We start from the raw sequence: 17,679 nt of genomic DNA, 5'->3' as shown, positions 1-17,679 counted from the left end.
TTCACACTCTTTTTTGCAAAATCACTTGAGTAGAAAAACTATAAAATGCTTTGGCTCAAACTGACGTATAACATTCAAACCAATAATTATAAAATTCAAACAATCTGTTTTTAGGCCACACAGTCTTCGCGGAACTTTTTAGGTGAAAATCCCGTATTTTTCTTAAAGAAGTTGGTGAAATACGCTGAATATTCAAAACCTAAGCTATAGGCAATTTCGGAAATATTCCAACTGGTGTGTTGTAGCAGCGCTTTGGCTTCTTGCGTAATGCGCGAGCTAATATGGTCAGAGGTGGTTTTACCTGTAGCTTCTTTTACAGCTCGGTTTAAATGGTTCACATGTACAGATAAACCATAGGCATAGTCATTTGCGGTTTTGAGTTTAAGCTGAAAATGGGGAGAGTCGATCGGGAACTGGCGCTCTAATAACTCAAAGAATAAATGGCAAATCCGAACTGCAGCATTACTATGCTTTTCAAACTGTTGGGTCGGTTGCATTTTCATGGCTTCGTGCACAAGTAGGTGCAAATAGTTTCTTAAAACGTTGTATTTATGAATATAGTCTGAATTTATTTCAGACATCATCTTTTTGAAAATAAATGAAATTTCTTCAACTTGTTGGTCGTTTAAAAAATATAGCGGGTCGCCGTCGACCTTAAACAGTGGTGAGTCTTTTAAAAAGCTTTGTCTAGATTCTTGGTTTACAAACTCTTCGGTAAATAGGCAAAACCAGCCTGCCTGTTCGGGCGAATTAATTTCCCAAGCGTAGGGAACCATTGGGTTTGAAAACAGTAAAGCAGGGCGGTCGACTCGTATCCAGCGGTTAGCGTAGTGAAGTTCACCTGTGCCTAAAACCAGTGAAATTTTATAATAATCGCGGCGGCTATAAGGCGTGAGAAACGAGCAGGCATCGCGTTGGAACACGTTAAAATGTCCAAACGAGGTTGATGGAACCGAGTAATCGCTATCTCTGGTTAAAGAAAAGCGGCGATAAAAATCATGTATGGTTTCCATGTCTTTGCCTGCATCCGTTATTAATTTATTTAAAGTTATAAAATTCAAACTTTATTTACTGTAGCTTTTATTTATAGCGCGATCAATCTGTTCATTTAAACAGGTTTGAAAATGAACGGTAAATTAATAATGAAATAAGCAGACAAACTAAACTTTAAGAAAATATATTCTTAAATCACTAGGCCAATGAAAAATAAAAATAATCTTTATAAATGAATAGCCAATATCACATTGACACTCAAAAACACGCGGATTATCCTTTGCCTGCTGGCCACATTGCCAGTGGGTTTTAGCAGACCCTGTTTTAAACAAAGCCGATATGCAAAACTTAGTTTTGTATGTCGTGAACTCGTTCGCCCCCTTTTTCTCTACGGTAGGGCGGAAGGGGGACACCTTCGGGTGTGCTGGTTTCTTTGTTTTCCAGTCTGCTAACCTTCTTTCGTCCTGCCACCATCATTTAGCAGTGATTGGTAGGATTTCTTTTTAAAAAAACAAGGAGTCCGCCGTTATGCGTACTATCTCATCTCTCTCATTGGCAACCTTCGCCAAAATCTTTACATCTACATCGCACTGGTCTTTAAAACGGTTTAACCGACTCTAGGTTTTAAGCCATAGGTCATTACGACTAAAAAATCATAGCAACAATAAAACCCGAGATAGGCAAGCACACCATTTTTGTGCTGCTTTTGCACGCCTGTATTTAACGCTCAATTTAAGAGTGACGGCATTTCTATCTCTTTTATTTACAACAAAAAATTATTTTAAGCGGTATACATGAAAAATTTAGACGCTTCACGTAGGGCATTACACGTGATTGATATAGCAACAGATTTATTTAAACAATATGGCTTTAATAAGGTCGGGGTAGACCAAATTATTGCCGAATCTCAAATAAATAAAGGCACCTTTTACAACTACTTTCACTCTAAAGAAAGATTTATTGAAAGGTGTTTGGTCACGCAAAAAGAGCAGTTACAAGAAAAAGTGAGTATGGTGAGTGAGTTTTATCAAAATGCAGATTTGTCTGATCAACTCAGGCAAATTTACCTTTTACATGCTGACTTAAAAAGCGCGTATTACCTGTTGTTTAAGGCGATTTTTGAAATTAAAAAGCTTTATCCAAATGCGTACCAAACCGCACTCAGATATAGGCGATGGCTTAAAAATGAAATTTTCTGCTTGCTCATGGAAACCAAAAAAACGGTTTCCTATGCAGAAGCGGAGATATTTGTATTTATGATTGATGGCACAATTCTGGGGCTGTTAAGTTCAGATGAAGAAAGGGAAAGAGATGCTTTGCTTGAGTATTTTTTAGAGAGGGTTTGATGGGGGGAAGGCCTAGCTTTAGGCCTTTTTTAAACTTAAAAATTTGTATGGGGCTTAATCGCCTAAGGTAATTCTTAGTCTGTTTAATGCCCCCATTAAAGAAATACTCGCCGTTAAATCTACAATCTCTTTTTCACTAAAATGCTGAGCCAAACTTTTTCGACTCGCTTCGATTTGTTTCGGGTCATCTAAAGAGGTAATTGCGGATGCAAACTCTAAAACGACTTTTTGTTTTTCAGAGAAAGCTTTTGAATGTTTATACCCCGGTATTTGGTCAATAACCTCTTGAGCTATGCCAAAGTCTCTTAATTCCTTGGAATGAAAAGCACAACAATACGCACAACCATTGATTTGAGATACATGCAACTCGGCTAAAGCAATTAGTTTTGGGTCTAAATCTGAAGATCTAATAGATGAATGAGCTGAATATAAATGCCCGATGGTTTTCTTTGAAATTTCTTTATATTCCACAGTAAATATCCGTGATGGGTTAGATAGAAGCATTATTTATAATTAGGTATAGGTTGTAAATTAGGCATTTTTTTGTTATGTAGGTATATTTATTATACTTAGTAATCATCTATGAAAGATAACATTTCAGGCTGTACAGTCGAAGAAGCCATGACGGTGTTAGGCGGCCGTTGGCGCATGCTCATTATTTCTTTTTTATTAGAAAGAACCATGCGTTTTAATGAGTTACGCAGAGCAATCCCTAATATTTCTCAGAGAATGCTGACTTTAGAGCTACGTTTTTTAGAAGAAGAAGGCTTTATTTTAAGAGAAGTCTATGCACAAGTTCCTGTTAAGGTTGAATATTCTTTAACTGAAGAAGGCCGAAAATTAGAAAAATTAGTAGATGTATTAAAAGAAATAGGCGGATGGCTTAAGTCGAGATAGTTTTGTTTGCGGTAGGGCATGATTATTTAAAGTTGGATTTGGGTAAGAGTTTAAATGAGAATTGGTCTTTTATGTTTGCTAAAGATTAATCCTCTTTTAAGTCGAAAATAGAGTTAAAATCATATTCACTTTTAATTTTCTTTATATAGGCTTCTGATACATAACCTTCTATATCTAAGTTATTCTGATTTACTGAGACTTTTACCCATCCATTATTGGTTTCCTGATAAACTTTTAAAACAGTATTTCTCGGGAGTACTAAAATTGGTTCACTTTCAAAAGATGGCTCTTGTCTTAGATTTATTCTGGAAATAGTTACTCCTTTTGAGTCAACATTATTAATATAGAATATGTAACTTTCCCTGAAATCTGTGAATTTATCTAAGTTGCTGATATGAAAAATAAAAACTAAAAATATAAAGCGTAGAAAAAAATTAAAAAACTTGGTTTTTTCTTCTTCAGATGGAAAAGAAGAAAGTTGTTCTGAAAAGTTGATTTCGTCTCTTATGCTTTTTTCAAATACCGTGAAATCATTAGTAGATTCTGTATATTGATTATTAAAATATTCTTTTTGAAAGCTATGGCTATTTACAAGAGAAACAATATTTCTTTGAAACTGTACTATATTTTTTTGAACACTAGGATCATTCAAATATTTATGGAATTGAACAGTAATTTTGTGAATAGCTTTTAAAGCTTCTTGTACATCAGGTCTTTGCAAAAAATTAATCAGACCATTTTGAAAACTAATTAAGGCTTCTGCGATAGTTTGAAGACTTTTTTGTAGTTCTGGATTAATCGTAAAACCCTTATTTTCATTTAATGGAGTAGACAAATTTTTCCCCTCAAAAATTTTTTTACTGCTCACTCAAAACCATCTGTTTAATCTTAATGGCCTTCTCGAAGTGATCTAACTTATGCTCCATAATCCACCAATGCGCTGCTTCCATCAATAGCTCAGGGTTATCATTCTTATTTTTAAAAAAAGCATAAAAAGATAGACCGACATTGTCTCCCTTCTTTTCAATTTTATCATCGCATCCCTTAATAAAAATTTCTCTTAATTCATTTCTCATAATTAGTATCACTTCAAGTCTATAAAACTAAGACGGCTTATTTTGCTCGCCCCATTGGCACATCATATCTAATAAAGGAATTAAAGATTGCCCTTTTTCTGAAAGACGATACTCAACTTTTGGCGGAATTTGAGGATATTCCTTGCGAGTAATCAGTCCATCTCTTTCCAATTCTTTAAGTGTATTGCTGAGTGTTCTAAACGAAATATTGCCAATGCAGCGTTGCATCTCATTAAAACGCATGACATTTTTTTCATACAGCCAATACATAATAATCATTTTATATTTGCCATTAATCAAAGAAAGGGTATAGCCAAAACCCGTATCTTCTAATGGTGTATATGAAGGAATGCACTCAGTCATTTTTAAAATCTACACTATCTTTTAGTATAGTATATAACATAAATTACCGTACTTATATTTAGGAAAGCACACTTCTATAATCGATTTATCAACTTTCCGATAAGAGTGTTTTCATAATGAAAAAGACATTAGTCATTGTTACCCATCCCCACATAGACCAATCTGTTGTAAATAAAAGATGGGTAGAAGAACTAGAAAAACACCCAGACCAATTTACGGTTCACCAAATTTATCAAGCCTATCCAGACGGGGTGATTGACGTTGCTAAAGAACAAGCACTAGTCGAAGAACACGAAAATTTAGTATTTCAATTCCCAGTGTATTGGTTTAACTGTCCGCCGCTATTGAAACAATGGATTGATGAAGTTGTGACTTATGGTTGGGGGTATGGTTCAACAGGCGATAAGCTTAAAAATAAAAAGTTTATGTTGGCTTTGTCTGCGGGTGTGCAAGAAAAAGTTTATTCAGAGTATGGTGGATATAACCTTTCTTTAGAGCAAATTTTTACTCCATTTAAGCTAACAGCTTTATATGTTGGGGCAGACTATCAACCACTTCATGCATTTTATGGTATAGACACAAATCCATCAGAAGATGACGATGTGCCGACTCAACAAGACATAGCGGATAATGCGGTTCAGTATGTTCAGAAGTTATTAGCGTTGTCTGAGTAAATTTTAAGAGGAGGCCTAAATGAGTGGGTTTGGGTCTTCCCTTATAAATAATAGTTTAAATGCTATGTATCCTTATGATTTAAATACTATTTACTTTTATAATTAAGCGACAAATACACTTTAGAGGAGTAAAATTACAGCGTCACTTATAAATTATTAAAATTCAGCTATGTTTAGTTCAGATTTAACGGATTATGTCATTCGACAATTAGGGCGGACTAAAAATAAACGTTATGAAGCATATGTAGTTAGTCGAATTATTCATTTACTTAACGACTTTACTTTAAAATTTGTCACTCAACAGTTTGTTAGATTATCAAATAAGAAAATTGCTTTAACTGATTTATATTTTCCTCAACTTGGTATTCATATTGAAGTTGATGAAGGACATCACTTTTTAAAAAATAGCAAAATAGAATATTCTCTTAATCTGACAGATGAACCAATTTATAGTATTTCTCAGACCGAAAGTGATGCTATGAGAGAAGAAGATATTATTAGCATTACTGGTCATAAAATTTTTCGGGTGAATGTTTATAAAAATCAGGAAGGTGAGCCTCAAAATTTAGAGAGCATCCATCAACAAATTGATAAAATTATAGAAGAAATAAAGATTGCAAAGAATAAGCTGGTAGAAGAGTTTAAGTTTAAAGAATGGAATATAGAAACAGAATATAACCCTCAAACTTATATTGATTTAGGAAGCATCAGCCTTGCTGATAATGTGGTCCTAAAAACTACAAAGGATGTCTGTAATTGCTTTGGTTATAACTATAAAAATTATCAGAGAGGAGGGGCCATTCATCCGTATGAAGAAGATACCCTAATTTGGTTTCCTAGACTTTATGAAAATAAAGAGTGGATTAATACTATATCGCCTGATGGCTTAACGATTACTGAAAAGTCGACAGATGAAACTATTACACTTAAAAAATTAGAAGAGTGGAAAAATGGTCCACAGAAAAGAATTGTCTTTGCAAGAGTTAAAGATAATTTGAATAGTCGAGCTATGTATCGTTTTATGGGTTTATATAAGTTTCAAAAAGCGGATTTAAACGAGGGGGTGGTTTGGAAACGGGTAGCATGTGAAGTCAAAACGTATTCTCCCAAGGAAGCCAAATGCTAAAGTCTAGAATCTTTATAACTATTGGACTACTTCTTGCTGGATTAAGTTTATTTGCAGTCCTTAAGGCATACGAGAAAAAGACTAACGTTGAAAAAGAACAGGCAAGTCGAGCCGCGATATCCTTTTTTAATTCACTTTCTAATGGAGACTCAGCTACAGCATATAAATATGTTTGGTTAGGCGAGAACTTAAATATTCGAAATGCTGAAATATCCCAAATTTATAAAGATTCAAAAGTTCTAGAAGTGCTAAAAGTTCGTTACGACTCAGCAAAAAATAGACCTGACTACTATCAACAATTTTATAAAATGATTTCACTTAGCATAAAGATAAAAACAGTACATGCAGATCTTGCTGGTAATCCTGCGGGAACCTATATTGTCTTTGTAACTGTTGTAAAAAAAGATCCGAAATCTCAGTGGCTTGTTGCTGAGTTAGGTAGTGGATCTTAAGAAATAGATTTTTAAATCGTTTGCAAAAATTAAATTTGTCTATAAGTTGAAAATACAATAATGCATCTTTGGAAAAACTATGAATATCGCGCCTTTTCCATTTCAAATTACAAACTGGGAAGAAATAGAAGTTTCTGAATATAGCGGTGAAACTGGAAAAGCTTATTGGAAAACCCAATTTTTTGGTGAAGAAGGAAACAAAATAAGAGTAAGGCTTGTCGAGTACTCAGCAAACTATTTAGCAGACCATTGGTGTGAAAAAGGACACATATTATTTTGTCTAGAAGGCGAGCTAGAAAGTAGATTGAAAGACGGGCGAACATTTACTTTAACTTCAGGCATGAGTTATCAAGTAGGGGATAACTCGGAACCCCATCAGTCTTTTAGCTTGAATGGTGCGAAGTTACTTATCGTTGATTAGATTTAAAGAACGTAATCAAATAAGGGATAGAAATTTCTATCCCTCATCTAACATCTTAATTTGCTAAAGCTGTCATGGCATCAACCAAGCTTGTAATTCCTGTATAGATATCCTTTAAATGGGCTTGGTCATCCATATAGGCAGGGGTAGTAACAAATAAATTTTGTTGATCGACCACACATTCTGAGGTTTGACAAACATGGTGAATTGAACCCGTTTTTTCAATTTCCTTGGCAATGTTAAGGTCAGACCCTAGCGTAATAGTTGGGTGTAACTCTCCAAATGTAAGCGCCAAGAGTGCAGGCGAAATACAAATTGCGCCAATCGGTTTTTTGCTCTGATGAAACGCTTTTAAAATTGAAGCTACCGTACCATGTACTCTTGCTTCTGCACCTTTAAAGGCAAACGTTGATAAATTTTTTGCGACACCAAAGCCACCCGGCAAAATCAGCCCATCAAATTCATTTGCATCGAGTTTATGAAGTAGTGAAATTTTACCTCGGGCAATTCTTGCCGCTTCTTGTAAAACATTTCTTCGCTCAGTCAGGTTTATTTCACCGCTTACATGGTCGATGACATGAAACAAAGGCTCATCGGGTGCAAAAATTTGATATTCAATATTTGCTGTATCTAAGGCTAACAGGGTTAAAACAGACTCTCTAATTTCAGAACCATCTAAATAACCACAACCCGATAAAATTACTGCTACTTTTTTCATTTGCTTGCTTAAGAACCTTTTTTAAATGTCTAAAAGATCTTAAGTTTTCTTCTAAAAGTTTTTTATACGCAGATTTGCCATAAATTCGCCCTAAGTGAGCATTTTAGTTTTACGTAGTTCACGTGGGGTAATCCCAAACAAATTTTTAAATTGTTCAGTAAATCGAGATTGAGATTGATAGCCACATTCAAATGCAATATTGCCAATGCTGTTATTGGTGGTTTGAATAAGATGCAGCCCATGGCCAAGTCGTACTCTATTGCGAATGTCTTGAATGCTGTTTCCTTCACTTTTCAGTTTTCTTCGTAGGGTCGATGAACTCATAAAAAGTTGAGCAGCGATAAATTCAGCGGTGAGTTCTGTAGATAAATGATCAGAAATAAAAGCCTGAACTTTTTCGCTCAAGCTTGTATTCATGTTGAGTTTAGCAATGTCGGTATAACCCGAATAATAAATAAGCTCTAAAAGCTCCCTTTTTCTAAATTTAAATGCAGAAGGAGGGGCAACTAAAGAGAAGTCTATAAACTGATGTAGGGCACTTTCTAAAAGAGAATTAAGCTGGCCTTGAACATAGTTCAGAGAACTACCCGAGCTTTGAGTAAGATCGTTAAAATCTTCAAAATCAAACTCGATAAGAAGAGCGAAATATTCTTCTTGATCTGGAATATTACGCATATCAATGCTGGAGCTGTTGGCTAAAAAAATAAAAGAACCAGCATCACACTTAATATTTTCAGTTTTTCCAAGTTCTTTGTATCCACTCAAAACAATAATCAGCAATGGCTTAGAAATTGGAACGTTTGTGATTTTTTGCTCTTGGTAAGCTGAATAGACCGCAAAAGGCAGGTTTAAGTTGCGATGCTCGAGCAGGCTTTTTTTAGCTAAAGAAATAAGATTCTGCATTGAATTTAAATATTTACTTAAATTTAGGCGTTGTGATGGATATAAAAATTATCAATATTTTTTTGGCTATTTTTAATGTTTGAGCCAATAAAAAAAGCCTAAACCCATTAAGTTTAAGCTTCTTTAAATTTGAATTCTGGCGGTGAGAGAGGGATTCGAACCCTCGATACGCGCAAACGTATACACACTTTCCAGGCGTGCTCCTTCAGCCACTCGGACACCTCACCAAGGCGTGCGATAGTAACTAAAAAATCAGGTTCTGCCAAGATTTAAGACGAGCATTACAGAAAAAAAATAATAGAGGTGATAAGATTGCGCTAAAAATCTATTGGTTTAATTACACAATGCAAAATACGGCCAAAAAAGCGACCTTGCCTGCCACGGCTTTGGCAGCTCTTGGGGTGGTCTTTGGAGACATCGGAACGAGTCCGCTCTATGCCTTGAAAGAGTCCTTCCATGCTGCCCATGGTTTGGGAATTCAGCCTGAAAACGTATTAGGAATTTTATCCATTATTTTTTGGTGCTTAATGCTGATTATCAGCATCAAGTATGTCGCAATTGTCATGCGTGCAGACAACAATGGCGAAGGCGGTATCATGGCCTTACTCGCATTGAATTTGCGTAAAGCAAAAATTGCCGACAATAAAAAAATCTACATGATTGCTATTGGTTTCATTGGGGCATCACTGTTCTTTGGTGACGGCATTATTACCCCAGCAATTTCGGTATTGTCGGCGGTCGAAGGGTTGTCTATTGCAACCAATGTTTTTGACCCGTTCATTATGCCGATTGCAATTGCCATTATCATCACGCTATTTTTAGTGCAAAAACATGGTACGGCCTTTGTAGGTAAATTCTTTGGTCCTATTACGCTTGTGTGGTTTATCTCTTTAGGTATTTTAGGCCTTCATAGTGTCATTCAAACACCGATTGTACTCGGCATGTTTAGTCCGCATTGGGCAATCCAGTTTATCTACCATCATCCAGTCATGACCTTTTTTGTGATGGGTGCTGTGGTGTTAACCGTGACAGGTGGTGAAGCACTTTATGCCGATATGGGACATTTTGGACCAGTTCCGATTCGTCTTGCGTGGTTCTTTGTGGTGTTGCCATGCTTAGTTTTAAACTATGCAGGACAGGGTGCATTGTTACTTCGTGACCCTGCGGCAATTGAAAATCCGTTCTATTTACTGGTTCCACAGTGGGCACTTTACCCAATGATTATTATGGCGACTATGGCAACAGTGATTGCCTCTCAAGCCGTAATTTCTGGGGTATTCTCTCTTGCTCGTCAAGCGATTCAATTGGGTTATTTACCACGTTTAAGTATTAAACATACCTCTGAGTCTGAAGAAGGTCAGATCTATGTACCGTTCTTAAACTGGTTACTTTTAATCGCAATTATTATCTTAATTCTGATTTTCAAAACCAGCTCAAATTTGGCAAGTGCTTATGGTTTAGCAGTAACTTTAACCATGCTCTGTGACACGATTTTGGTTGCAATCTTTATCTACTCAGCGTGGAAATGGAGCTGGCCAAAAGTGGTGTTACTGATTATTCCATTCTTCATTTTAGAATCGGTTTTAGTTGCAGCAACTTCACTTAAAGTGTTGTCAGGTGGTTGGGTGCCGTTACTCATTGGTGGTATTGCAGTCACCATCTTAATGACATGGAAACGTGGTCGTGAGCTTACTTTTGCCAAACTTGAACATGACACTTTAGCTTTAGATTTGTTTGTGAAAAGTATTGGTAATAGCGTGCACTGGGTGCCGGGTGATGCCGTGTTTATGACAGGTACACCAAACGTTGTGCCACATGCCATGCTACATAACATTAAGCACAACAAAGTATTGCATCAGCGTAATATCTTGGTGACTGTGGTGATTGAAGATGTGCCATTCGTTGCACCAGAAGAGCGTATTACGACAGAAGCTTTAGCTGAACATTTCTACCGTATTAAAATTTTCTACGGCTTTAAAGATGAAATGAATGTGCCAAAAGCGCTTATGCAAGCTTATGAGCAGTTAGGTCTTGAATATGACTTAATGCATATCAGCTTCTTTATTTCCCGCGATCGTATTGTTCACTCGGTGGGTGATGGTATGTCTCCATGGAGAGAAAAGCTGTTTATTTCGATGCAGCGTAACACCAGTCCAGTGAGTGACTTCTACCAAATTCCAACCAACCGTGTGGTGGAGTTAGGTAGTCAAATCGAAATATAAAAAATTTGATGTAATAAAAAAACCAAGACATAAGTCTTGGTTTTTTTATGGCTCTGATTATTGAGCTTGTGACATCGGTGCATCTGCTGGCAATGCACCCTCTTTTGCCATTGGGTCTGCTGACTGATTCGGGTCAGCTGGTGGCGGTGGTGTATTTGGGTCTTGTGGCGCTGGAGCAGCCATTTCACCGCCCGCAGGAGGCGCTGGTGGTACATCTGCCGGAGGAGCAGGAGGTACATCAGCTGGAATAGGTGCACCAGTAGGTGCTGCGCCTGTTGGTGGAGCAGAAACAGGTTGTACTTGACCACTTTTAACTAAATCACTAATAGAGCCAGGTTGCCCATTGACGGTTGTAGTGACTTTTACTTTAGACAAACTTTCTAAAGTTTCACCTGGTTGAACAGCAGGTTCAGCTAGGGCTGCCATACTGCACAGTCCAGCAATTACGCCAATACCAATAATCTTTGAATGGATCATTAAATGGACTCCGTTTATATTTTTATCCAAATTTGTGGAGCTAACCATGTCATAAGGCATGAGGGCTTTTCAATGAAAGATACGCAATTAACCCAATTCAATAGTGAAAGTTCCTCACAATCCCAACAGATTGTTACGTAAGGGGAAATGGAGTTACAAAAAAGATGACCATGTTTTAACCATTTGAAAGATAAGCGATATACTTAAAAAAGCAGGATTGTTAAGCTGCGTGTGGACAGTGGTATTGATAGAAACATGGCTAGTAAAAAAAGTAGTTCAGGCATCTTCGGTGATTTTTCTTTAAGTGAGCATTTTGGCAAAATTGTACTTGCCGGAGTGGCAGCAGGAAGTTTTGCCTTCGCTTTTGGTGGTGAAAAAATTTCACAGTGGTTTTCGCCTTTAAGTACCAACTCGACTTGTCTAAACCAGTTTTATCGCGAAATTCCACCTGCTTTAAATAAAGACAGCTTAAAAAAAGACAGTTATCCGCTGTGCTTTAATGGCTTCAATGTTTTGTACTCAGGGATGTCTAAAACGCCGTTATGGTCAGCTGAATATCTTAGTCCTGAACGTTTAAGCACTAAAATTAAGCGTGAAGATAATTTCCACGAAGAAACACGTGTTCCTGAGCGTCACCGTTCATTGTTAAGCGATTATCGTGGCTCAGGCTATGACCGTGGGCACATGTCTCCAAATGGTGATATGCCAACTAAAGACTCGCAATACGATAGCTTCTCGCTCAGTAATATGGTTCCGCAGGCCCCTAAAAATAATCAGGAAGTTTGGCGTAAGCTTGAAGACGCTACACGTGCTGTGGTTACTAAGCAAAAGCAAGATGCATATATCGTGACGGGACCAATTTTTGAAGGTCAACGACTCAAAACGATTGGTCGTGGTGTCCTCGTTCCAAGCGCAGTGTATAAGGCTGTTTATTATCCTAAAACAGGCGCAATTGGCGCTTACTACGCACCAAATAACAACTCGCAGCAGGTTAAAGTCGTGAGTGTTTGTTATTTGGAAGAAAAGCTGGGAATTAACCTATTTCCTCAACTTACCGAACAACAAAAACGTAATGTTTATCGTCTGCCGTTAACATCTAGCCAAGTTAAGCCAAATCAGAAGCTAGATTATTTACACTGGGACGGAGAAAGCCAGTGTGAACGAGACTTAAGTACAGATCAGATTCACGCATTACAAGACCAGTTTAAAAAGCAGAAAAGTACGTCTTCTGAACCTATGGAATCAAAAGTTCCAAGTATTGATGAAGAAACTAGAAAAGCTATTGTGAAACAATTAGTAGAAGCCTTAGTGAACTATTTCTTGCAAATCATTAAATAAGCATTTGTAGGAAGTATTGCGCAGTTCTTATTCAATACAATAAGATGAATATACAGATCTGTCTGTTCATCTTATTCGAATAAGGACAATAACAATGTTTGCCTCGATGTTTCTTTTTTCTTTTGCCATGTCCATTACCCCAGGTCCCGTCAATACCGTTATTTTATCAACCAGCTTAAATCACGGTCTAAAAAGATCACTTCCCTACATTTCAGGTGCCACCATTGGCTTTACCTTGCTTTTGATTTTTATGGCATTTGGCCTGCAAAGTGTATTAACTCAATTTCCAGTTGTCTTAAAAATTCTTGCAGTTTGTGGAACGCTATTTGTTTGCTATATCGGGATTAAAATTATTCTTTCTGCTGCAAACATTTCTATTTCGAGTGTTCCTGTAGAACAGATGATTATTCCCAATTTTAAAGATGGGTTCTTGCTACAGTGGCTGAACCCTAAAGCATGGTTAGCCTGTGTATCGGGTATTACCATGTTTACCAGCATTGAAAACCCACAGGCGTTGCCAGTCTTTATTGTTATTTATTTTTTCACCTGTTATGTATGTTTGTTCTTTTGGGGATTCTGCGGTGATAAATTTTCAGTGGTGCTCAATCAGGGCAGCCGTTTGAAATATTTTAATATCTTGATGGGCGCTTTTTTAATTTTATCGGCACTTTTAATTTTGATTGATTTTTTTTAAATTGATCGTATTACACTGTGAAGATATAACAACGAGACACACTTATGTTTAAGCCATTTGAAAAGGGTACAGAGTCTTCTTCAATTGAAGATTTAACATTAGAAAATGATGTCGATTGCGTGAGCATTTATGGCAATTTGCAAATTACTAAAGACAAAGTCGGGTTAGAGCAGGCAAAGGCACTACAGAGCTTTTTAAACGATGTGGTTGTAGCTTTGGAAAAAGAAGAATTGCCTGAGAAAATTGAACGTCCAGCTGAACAAGAAGTGAATAATCCGTTTTTATAATTTATGTATGCTATACATGATATTTAGCATGATCATGCTGTCATACAGTCTTTAATACCACGTTGAATTTTATTGAATGTGTATAGACATTTTTTACTTTTGAAAGCCCAAAAGTAAACAAAAGGCTTTGTTGATCAGAGGGTACATCCATGTACCCCTGCTCAACAGGTGACATCCATGTCACCCTCCGCGATAGTAGATTGAGTCTAAGAAAAGTTAATCCTTATCTCCAGCAACCACCTTATAAATAATCGCACCAATTACAGCACCTAAAATCGGCGCTACCCAGAACAACCACAACTGACTTAAAGCACCAGTTTGAGCAAAGAATGCAACACCTGTACTACGTGCAGGGTTCACCGAAGTATTTGTAACTGGAATACTGATTAAGTGAATAAGCGTTAATCCAAGACCAATCGCAATAGGTGCAAAACCAGCAGGTGCACGACCATGTGTTGATCCTAAAATAATGATTAAGAAGAACGCAGTAAGTACCACTTCAATAATAAAAGCAGAACCTAGACCAAATTTATTTGGCGATAAATCACCAAAACCATTTGAAGCAAAACCGCCCACACCAGTAAAGCCAGCTTGACCTTGAGCGATAATATAGAGAACAAATGCAGCAGCAGTTGCACCAACCACTTGTGCAACAATATAAGGAATTAAATCTTTAATATCGAAACGGCCGCCGACCCAAAGACCGACACTGACCGCGGGGTTAAAATGTCCACCAGAGATATGCCCGAGAGCATAAGCACCAGTGAGTACGGTTAAACCAAAGGCAAGGGCTACACCTGCAAAGCCAATACCAAGTTCAGGGAAAGCTGCGGCTAACACTGCGCTACCACAACCACCAAAGACTAGCCAAAACGTACCTAAGAATTCAGCAAAATATTTATTCATTGTGATTACTCATCTATTGATCTATTTTTTAATTAATGTGAAATATGTCACAAAAAATTAAGCATGTGACTATATGAAATTTTTGTTTTCAGTGTTGTTTTAATCAAGAAAAGATTTGTAAGTTTTGGTTGGTTATTCTTTGTCTAAAAATTGAACTCTCCATTGTTGTGGTGTTTGATTGGTCCAATGTTTAAATGCTCTTTGAAAAGCACTTTGTTCTGAGTAACACAGTAAAAGCGCAATCTCTTGCAAGCTTAAATGCGGATCTTTTAAATATTCGGTTGCCAGCATAAAGCGCACTTGCTGTACGCGTTCCTGAAAGGTGGTGTTTTGCTGCTGTAAGTGTCTTTGCAGTTGCCGAACAGACAAGCCTAATTGAGTAGCAATATATTCAATTTGGTACTGATTTTTTTGTAAGCCAGTCAAAATTGAATGCTGTAAACGTTGATCAAGTTGAGTCGAATTTGGTAATTGTTCTAACAGTGCTTGGGCTTGCTGAACCAATAACTGTTGTAGAGTGTGGTCAGCGCTGCTAAGCGGTTTATGAATTTCGGTAATTGGAATAAGTAACTCGGTACGTGGCTGGCTAAAACGAACGGGACATTGAAAGTACTGCTCGTACACCCTGATATTTTTAGGGGCAGTATTTAAGAAACGTACCTCATGTACATGTACATCTTCATGAGACATAAAAAGACGTAAGAACTGAATGACCAGCGCAATCGCGATTTCATCAGTAAGCTGAGTAGGGTGTAACTCAGTCGCCTCCCAGCGAATAGAAGCATATTCTTCATATAGCTCAACCACTAATGGGCTACCGTCATAAATCAGACGGTGAAAGTCATGATAACGAATTAAAGCTTCACCTAAGTTATCGCAAGAGAGAGCAAGGTAGGCAATAATCCCTAAGTGTTTGGGTTGCACATATTTGGCAATTTCTAGACCTAATCCCGGCTTTGGGTCCAGTTTATAAATGACTTCTAACAAGTCGCGCCAAACGACGTAGTCAAAGCGTTCCAGATTTTGAATGTGTTCTAATTGTTTAGGAATAGCTAACTCATTTGCTTCGCAATAAGCTTTTAATAGATGCCCCAGCCCTCCATACACCGAGCCTGTATAATTTTTTAGTTGTGGCATCCGTGACCACCTCTTTCTTGTCGTGATTTGTCAATGAAACCATAAATTCTGGTCAATACCTAGCATAACGAATTTTATATGCTCAATAAAAAGAAAAAGGAGTTAGGTGATGTTAAAAGGTTTTATTGCCGGAATTGCGGTTGCAAATGCATTTGAATGGGTGGCGCATAAATATATATTGCATGGTGTACACCGTGCTGGACAACCGCGCTATAGCCCCGTGCCAAAAAGCATGGAGTCACATTGGGCACACCATCGTGAAGTCCGTAAACAGCAATTTCATGATGATTGCTATGTGGAGGGCGTTGGCAACTGGCGAACTAAAAATGAGTTAATTTCGCTTGCTGTGGTGGCAACTGTTTCAAGCGCAATTTTCTATCCATTTTCAAAAGGTATGGCACTTGCAGCTTGGTACAGTGCTGGTAATTATTATTATATTCATCGCCGTGCACATTTAGAGCCTGACTGGGCAAAGCGTAAAATCCCGTGGCACTACGATCACCATATGAACTCTAATCAAGATGCCAATTGGTGTGTGACTAAGCCTTGGTTTGATTATGTGATGGGAACACGTGTGGTATCTTCGGCAGATTTAAAAGAACAAAACCCTTTGGGTATACGGTTACCTACTGCGCTTGCTAGACCACTGTCTCAAGCACTAGAAAAAATCTTTCCTGCAAAATGGGTCGAGAAAAAAGAAAAACCTCAACTGGTTAACGACTTAAATTCGGTCGATGGCGCTGCATAAAAAATTAAAGGGGCATATTGCCCCTTTAAATATCAATAAGCTTACAAGCGCATTTCGATGCCTTGTTCAGCTAAATATTGTTTAGCCTCTGGAATCGTATATTGACCAAAGTGGAAAATACTTGCAGCCAATACGGCATCTGCACCACCTTGTAAAATACCGTCTGCAAGGTGTTGTAAGTTACCTACACCGCCTGAAGCAATTGTTGGAATGGTCACGCGGTCATTAATAGCACGCATTAACGCAATATCGTAACCTGCTTTAGTACCGTCAGCGTCCATACTCGTAATAAGTAACTCACCCGCACCGTAGTCAGCCATTTTCACAGCCCATTCAATGGCATCAATACCCGTTGGTTTACGACCACCGTGAGTAAAGATTTCCCATTTGTTGTCACCAGTTTTCTTGGCATCAATCGCAACCACAATACATTGTGCGCCAAAGTGTTGAGAAGCTTCTTGAACAAATTCAGGGTTAAATACGGCAGCCGAGTTAATACTCACTTTGTCTGCACCTGCATTTAATAACGCACGAATATCTTCAACCTTACGGACACCACCACCAACAGTTAATGGCACAAATACAGTCTCGGCCATACGTTCAACAGTACGGTAAGTAGTGTCGCGTCCATGATGTGTAGCGGTAATGTCTAAGAAAGTAATTTCGTCTGCACCTTGTTCGTTATAGCGACGTGCCACTTCAACAGGGTCGCCCGCATCACGAATATCGAGGAATTGAACGCCTTTAACTACGCGTCCGTTATCAACGTCTAGGCAAGGAATAATACGTTTAGCAAGCATAGCTTTTTCCAAAAATAATCGCCGTTGGTGAAAGTTCCTACACAGGCGCTACACCTTCATGGAGGGAAGAGGTATTCTATCAAACTTCACAGATGTTTTTT

General features: G+C 37.7%; 23 protein-coding genes and 1 tRNA gene. 11 read left to right on the top strand and 13 right to left on the bottom strand.

The features are described from left to right. Positions 1–110 precede the first annotated feature (110 nt). Complete coding sequence (locus tag AC1PJ9_RS05010) at positions 111–1,013, bottom strand: helix-turn-helix domain-containing protein (protein ID WP_311087216.1); 903 nt, start codon at positions 1,011–1,013, stop codon at positions 111–113. Between the two features lie 774 nt (positions 1,014–1,787). On the opposite strand from AC1PJ9_RS05010, the gene AC1PJ9_RS05005 reads away from it, so the two are divergent. Further along, a complete protein-coding gene (locus AC1PJ9_RS05005) occupies positions 1,788–2,339 on the top strand; it encodes a TetR/AcrR family transcriptional regulator (RefSeq protein ID WP_311087215.1) in 552 nt (183 codons plus the stop codon). Positions 2,340–2,393: 54 nt separating this feature from the next. Here AC1PJ9_RS05005 and AC1PJ9_RS05000 read toward each other — a convergent pair whose 3' ends face one another. Next, the gene (locus AC1PJ9_RS05000; protein WP_311087214.1) at positions 2,394–2,810 is read right to left on the bottom strand and encodes a carboxymuconolactone decarboxylase family protein; all 417 of its coding nucleotides are present in this window, start codon (positions 2,808–2,810) and stop codon (positions 2,394–2,396) included. 111 nt (positions 2,811–2,921) lie between these two features. On the opposite strand from AC1PJ9_RS05000, the gene AC1PJ9_RS04995 reads away from it, so the two are divergent. After that, a complete protein-coding gene (locus AC1PJ9_RS04995) occupies positions 2,922–3,236 on the top strand; it encodes a winged helix-turn-helix transcriptional regulator (protein ID WP_000654309.1) in 315 nt (104 codons plus the stop codon). A gap of 85 nt (positions 3,237–3,321) precedes the next feature. Here AC1PJ9_RS04995 and AC1PJ9_RS04990 read toward each other — a convergent pair whose 3' ends face one another. The 3 genes from AC1PJ9_RS04990 to AC1PJ9_RS04980 are packed head-to-tail and all read right to left on the bottom strand — an operon-like array spanning position 3,322 to position 4,675. After that, on the bottom strand, positions 3,322–4,104 hold the full coding sequence (locus AC1PJ9_RS04990) for an SH3 domain-containing protein (protein WP_311087213.1): 783 nt from the start codon (positions 4,102–4,104) through the stop codon (positions 3,322–3,324). Beyond that, positions 4,094–4,312 carry a DUF6500 family protein gene (locus AC1PJ9_RS04985; RefSeq protein WP_086261306.1) on the bottom strand — a complete coding sequence of 73 codons (219 nt, stop codon included), beginning with the start codon at positions 4,310–4,312 and terminating at the stop codon, positions 4,094–4,096. Before AC1PJ9_RS04985 ends, AC1PJ9_RS04990 begins: the two co-directional genes overlap by 11 nt. 27 nt (positions 4,313–4,339) lie before the next feature. Further along, positions 4,340–4,675 carry a winged helix-turn-helix transcriptional regulator gene (locus AC1PJ9_RS04980; RefSeq protein ID WP_005300806.1) on the bottom strand — a complete coding sequence of 112 codons (336 nt, stop codon included), beginning with the start codon at positions 4,673–4,675 and terminating at the stop codon, positions 4,340–4,342. Between the two features lie 116 nt (positions 4,676–4,791). Here AC1PJ9_RS04980 and AC1PJ9_RS04975 point away from each other — a divergent pair, with 116 nt between their 5' ends. The 4 genes from AC1PJ9_RS04975 to AC1PJ9_RS04960 all read left to right on the top strand — a co-directional run bounded on the left by AC1PJ9_RS04975 (position 4,792) and on the right by AC1PJ9_RS04960 (position 7,348). After that, the gene (locus AC1PJ9_RS04975) at positions 4,792–5,349 is read left to right on the top strand and encodes an NAD(P)H-dependent oxidoreductase (RefSeq protein WP_004705070.1); all 558 of its coding nucleotides are present in this window, start codon (positions 4,792–4,794) and stop codon (positions 5,347–5,349) included. 169 nt (positions 5,350–5,518) lie between these two features. Beyond that, on the top strand, positions 5,519–6,475 hold the full coding sequence (locus AC1PJ9_RS04970) for an AbaSI family restriction endonuclease (protein ID WP_311087212.1): 957 nt from the start codon (positions 5,519–5,521) through the stop codon (positions 6,473–6,475). Next, positions 6,469–6,927, top strand: coding sequence for a hypothetical protein (locus tag AC1PJ9_RS04965; protein ID WP_311087211.1), 459 nt, complete (start codon positions 6,469–6,471; stop codon positions 6,925–6,927). Before AC1PJ9_RS04970 ends, AC1PJ9_RS04965 begins: the two co-directional genes overlap by 7 nt. 79 nt (positions 6,928–7,006) lie before the next feature. Further along, complete coding sequence (locus AC1PJ9_RS04960; protein ID WP_311087210.1) at positions 7,007–7,348, top strand: DHCW motif cupin fold protein; 342 nt, start codon at positions 7,007–7,009, stop codon at positions 7,346–7,348. A gap of 55 nt (positions 7,349–7,403) precedes the next feature. Here AC1PJ9_RS04960 and elbB read toward each other — a convergent pair whose 3' ends face one another. The 3 genes from elbB to AC1PJ9_RS04945 form a co-directional block, all read right to left on the bottom strand. Further along, positions 7,404–8,066 (bottom strand): isoprenoid biosynthesis glyoxalase ElbB, encoded by a 663-nt coding sequence (gene elbB, locus AC1PJ9_RS04955; RefSeq protein WP_311087209.1) that lies wholly within the window; start codon positions 8,064–8,066, stop codon positions 7,404–7,406. A 90-nt stretch (positions 8,067–8,156) separates the two neighbouring features. Then, the gene (locus AC1PJ9_RS04950) at positions 8,157–8,969 is read right to left on the bottom strand and encodes a helix-turn-helix transcriptional regulator (protein WP_311087208.1); all 813 of its coding nucleotides are present in this window, start codon (positions 8,967–8,969) and stop codon (positions 8,157–8,159) included. A gap of 137 nt (positions 8,970–9,106) precedes the next feature. After that, positions 9,107–9,196, bottom strand: a tRNA-Ser gene (locus AC1PJ9_RS04945). 117 nt (positions 9,197–9,313) lie between these two features. On the opposite strand from AC1PJ9_RS04945, the gene AC1PJ9_RS04940 reads away from it, so the two are divergent. Continuing rightward, on the top strand, positions 9,314–11,191 hold the full coding sequence (locus AC1PJ9_RS04940; protein ID WP_311087207.1) for a potassium transporter Kup: 1,878 nt from the start codon (positions 9,314–9,316) through the stop codon (positions 11,189–11,191). A gap of 57 nt (positions 11,192–11,248) precedes the next feature. Here the strand turns inward: AC1PJ9_RS04940 and AC1PJ9_RS04935 are convergent, their stop codons facing one another. Further along, positions 11,249–11,668: a hypothetical protein gene (locus tag AC1PJ9_RS04935; protein ID WP_311087206.1), complete on the bottom strand. Its 420-nt coding sequence runs from the start codon at positions 11,666–11,668 to the stop codon at positions 11,249–11,251. A 255-nt stretch (positions 11,669–11,923) separates the two neighbouring features. On the opposite strand from AC1PJ9_RS04935, the gene AC1PJ9_RS04930 reads away from it, so the two are divergent. The 3 genes from AC1PJ9_RS04930 to AC1PJ9_RS04920 all read left to right on the top strand — a co-directional run bounded on the left by AC1PJ9_RS04930 (position 11,924) and on the right by AC1PJ9_RS04920 (position 13,987). Next, positions 11,924–13,006: a DNA/RNA non-specific endonuclease gene (locus AC1PJ9_RS04930; protein ID WP_016803782.1), complete on the top strand. Its 1,083-nt coding sequence runs from the start codon at positions 11,924–11,926 to the stop codon at positions 13,004–13,006. Between the two features lie 94 nt (positions 13,007–13,100). Beyond that, positions 13,101–13,700 carry a LysE family translocator gene (locus tag AC1PJ9_RS04925; protein ID WP_263614769.1) on the top strand — a complete coding sequence of 200 codons (600 nt, stop codon included), beginning with the start codon at positions 13,101–13,103 and terminating at the stop codon, positions 13,698–13,700. 44 nt (positions 13,701–13,744) lie between these two features. Next, complete coding sequence (locus AC1PJ9_RS04920; RefSeq protein ID WP_263614768.1) at positions 13,745–13,987, top strand: hypothetical protein; 243 nt, start codon at positions 13,745–13,747, stop codon at positions 13,985–13,987. 40 nt (positions 13,988–14,027) lie between these two features. Here the strand turns inward: AC1PJ9_RS04920 and AC1PJ9_RS04915 are convergent, their stop codons facing one another. From AC1PJ9_RS04915 to AC1PJ9_RS04905, 3 genes are all read right to left on the bottom strand, one after another. Further along, complete coding sequence (locus AC1PJ9_RS04915; RefSeq protein ID WP_206216715.1) at positions 14,028–14,162, bottom strand: hypothetical protein; 135 nt, start codon at positions 14,160–14,162, stop codon at positions 14,028–14,030. Positions 14,163–14,203: 41 nt separating this feature from the next. Beyond that, the gene (aqpZ, locus tag AC1PJ9_RS04910) at positions 14,204–14,893 is read right to left on the bottom strand and encodes an aquaporin Z (protein ID WP_263614767.1); all 690 of its coding nucleotides are present in this window, start codon (positions 14,891–14,893) and stop codon (positions 14,204–14,206) included. Between the two features lie 132 nt (positions 14,894–15,025). Continuing rightward, positions 15,026–16,030 carry an AraC family transcriptional regulator gene (locus AC1PJ9_RS04905; protein WP_263614766.1) on the bottom strand — a complete coding sequence of 335 codons (1,005 nt, stop codon included), beginning with the start codon at positions 16,028–16,030 and terminating at the stop codon, positions 15,026–15,028. Between the two features lie 109 nt (positions 16,031–16,139). Here AC1PJ9_RS04905 and AC1PJ9_RS04900 point away from each other — a divergent pair, with 109 nt between their 5' ends. Further along, entirely contained in the window at positions 16,140–16,778 is a 639-nt protein-coding gene (locus tag AC1PJ9_RS04900) for a hypothetical protein (protein WP_263614765.1), read from the top strand. Positions 16,779–16,819: 41 nt separating this feature from the next. Here AC1PJ9_RS04900 and hisF read toward each other — a convergent pair whose 3' ends face one another. Further along, on the bottom strand, positions 16,820–17,578 hold the full coding sequence (gene hisF, locus AC1PJ9_RS04895; protein ID WP_000880078.1) for an imidazole glycerol phosphate synthase subunit HisF: 759 nt from the start codon (positions 17,576–17,578) through the stop codon (positions 16,820–16,822). Between the last annotated feature and the right edge of the window lie 101 nt (positions 17,579–17,679).

The organism is Acinetobacter sp. 70_2, from assembly GCF_056736115.1.
This window is presented reverse-complemented; position numbering and strand designations above follow the sequence as displayed.